The 2,414-nt window shown below is 65.4% G+C and carries 2 protein-coding genes; one reads left to right on the forward strand and one right to left on the reverse strand.

All coding sequences use genetic code 11. From position 1 onward, the window contains the following. A partial coding sequence (locus H5T60_14085; protein MBC7243562.1) for a sterol desaturase family protein occupies positions 1 to 525 on the forward strand: 525 nt, incomplete at its 5' end. Here the strand turns inward: H5T60_14085 and H5T60_14090 are convergent. Then, a complete protein-coding gene (locus H5T60_14090) occupies positions 522 to 2,381 on the reverse strand; it encodes a response regulator (GenBank protein MBC7243563.1) in 1,860 nt (619 codons plus the stop codon). The two genes, H5T60_14085 and H5T60_14090, sit on opposite strands and share 4 nt — an antisense overlap. Between the last annotated feature and the right edge of the window lie 33 nt (positions 2,382 to 2,414).

Below are 2,414 nucleotides of genomic sequence, written 5' to 3' on the forward strand. Positions count from 1 at the left end.
GTGCTGGTCATCTGGGTGCCGGTGTTCCTGTATTTTCTCGTGCGCGGCATTTTGGACAGGCCGGCGGCTGTGCCGGCGGGGCTGGCGCTCGGTATCTTCCTGTGGACGCTGACGGAATATGTCCTGCACCGCTTCGTCTTCCATTTTCATCCGAGAGCACCCTGGCAGGAGCGGATCGCCTTCCTCTTCCACGGCGTGCACCATGCCCAGCCGATGGTGAAGACGCGGCTGGTGATGCCGCCGGCGGTCAGCATCCCGCTGGCGGTGCTGTTCTATCTGCTGTTCAGGGCGTTTTTCTATGGGGTGGGGCTGTCCGCGTGGTTCGCGCCGGTCTTTGCCGGCTTCGTGGCGGGATACATCTCGTACGACATGATCCATTATGCCACGCATCACTTCCCGGTGCGCGGCTATTTCCGCTTCCTGAAACTGCACCACATGCGGCATCATTTCAAGACGCCGGACCAACGCTTCGGGGTCAGTTCGCCGCTGTGGGATTGGGTGTTCCGCACCCTGCCGGCGGATTAGATCCCATTATCGCGCACGTACTGTTGGAGCAGAAGTGCCTCGTCCAGCACGGCCTGCAGGGCCTGCGGGATGTGCGCCGCCTCTTGCGCCCGGGCGGCGGCCTCCAGGCGGGCGGCGGATCGCTGTAGGCGGAGCGCTCCCACGGTGGCGGCGCTCCCCTTCAGGGCGTGCGCGGTGGTGCGCAGTGCCTCCAGATCGGAATTACCGAACGCCTCCCGCAGTCGGGCCAAATGGCCTTCCAGGTCTTCCATAAACATGTGCAGGTAGCCGGCATACATCGTGCGGTCCAGGCCCCAATCGCGCATGACGCCGTCAATGTCCAGGATGGCCGGCGGGGCCGCTTCCTCTGCCGGCGACTGGGCCGGTGCGGGCGCGGAGGGCGTTCGGCGCAGTGCCGATTCCACGGCCCGCAACAGCTCCTGCCGGCGGATGGGCTTGGCCACATAGTCGTTCATGCCGGCGGCCAGACAGCGCTCGCGGTCTCCGCTCATGGCATGAGCGGTCATGGCGATGATGGGGAGGTCGCGCCAGCGGGGGTCGGCGCGTATCGCCGCAGTGGTCTGGTAGCCGTCCATCTCCGGCATCTGCACGTCCATCAGGACCAGGTCGATTTCCGGGTGCGTTTCGAGTATTTCCAGGGCATGCCGGCCGTTTTCCGCCGGCAGGACCTGACAGCCGGCGCGGGTGAGCAGTGCTTCTGCCACGCGCCGGTTCACCGGGTTGTCCTCGACCAGCAGGATATGGGCGCCGGCCGCCGCTGGCGCTTCGAGGGGGGCCGGCTCTTCGGCGCCCGGCGCCGGCAGTCCCTCCGCGCGTTCCAGGTGGACCGTGAAGATAAAGGTGCTTCCCTGTCCGACCTCGCTCTCCACCTCAATGCGGCCGCCCATCATCTCGACCAACTGCTTGCAGATGGCCAATCCCAGGCCGGTGCCGCCGTACTGCCGGCTCATGCTGGAATCCGCCTGGGAGAAGCTTTCAAAGATGATATCCTGCTTGTCGGGAGGGATGCCGATGCCGGTGTCGCTGACCACTCCGCAGAGGGTGACGGAATCGCTTGCATTTTCCAGCACCAGGGCCTTCAAGGTGACCGCGCCTTGCTGGGTGAACTTGATGGCGTTGTCCACCAGGTTGACCCATATCTGTCGGAAGCGCACCGGGTCGCCGATCAGGCCGGCCGGCAGGTCGGGGTCAAGTTCGAGATGAAGCGCCAGACCCTTGCGCTCGGCGCGCTGGCGCATCATTTCCGCCACTTCGCGCACGATCTGCCGCGGATCGAAAGCCGCCCGTTCCAGCTCGAGCCGGCCGGCCTCAATCTTCGACAGGTCCAGCAGGTCGTTCAGCAGGGCCAGCAGGGATTCGGCTGAGCTGTGCACCATTTCCAAATATTCCCGCTGTTCGGCTTGTAGAGGGGTGTCCAGCGTCAGCTCGGTCAGGCCCAGGATGGCGTTCATGGGGGTGCGCAGTTCATGGCTGACGTTAGCGAGGAAGGCGCTTTTGGCCCGGCTGGCGGCCTCGGCGGCCTCCTTGGCAGCGCGCAGTTCCTCCTCCGCCTTACGCCGCTGGATGGCGTTGGCGAAGATGTCCCCGATGATGCGGAGCAAGGCGATGAGGTCCTCGGAGGGCCGTTCCGCCTCCGGGCGCAGGTATTCCAGGATGATGACCCCCATGGCGCGCTGGCCGGCGCTCATGGGGACGGACAGAAAGGCCCGAAGCTGTTGCTGTTCGAAGAATGTGCGCTCTGATTCCGCCTCGGGCGGCAGGTCCTCGGCGCTTTCCAGCAGGACGGAATGAAGCCGCAGGATCTGGCCGGTCCACCACGGGAAGCGGCTTACGGGCAGGCGCCGGCGAAACTCCATACGCGAGGAGGCATGGGGTGAGCACCATTCGTG

Source organism: Anaerolineae bacterium (genome assembly GCA_014360855.1).
Taxonomy (GTDB): domain Bacteria; phylum Chloroflexota; class Anaerolineae; order JACIWP01; family JACIWP01; genus JACIWP01.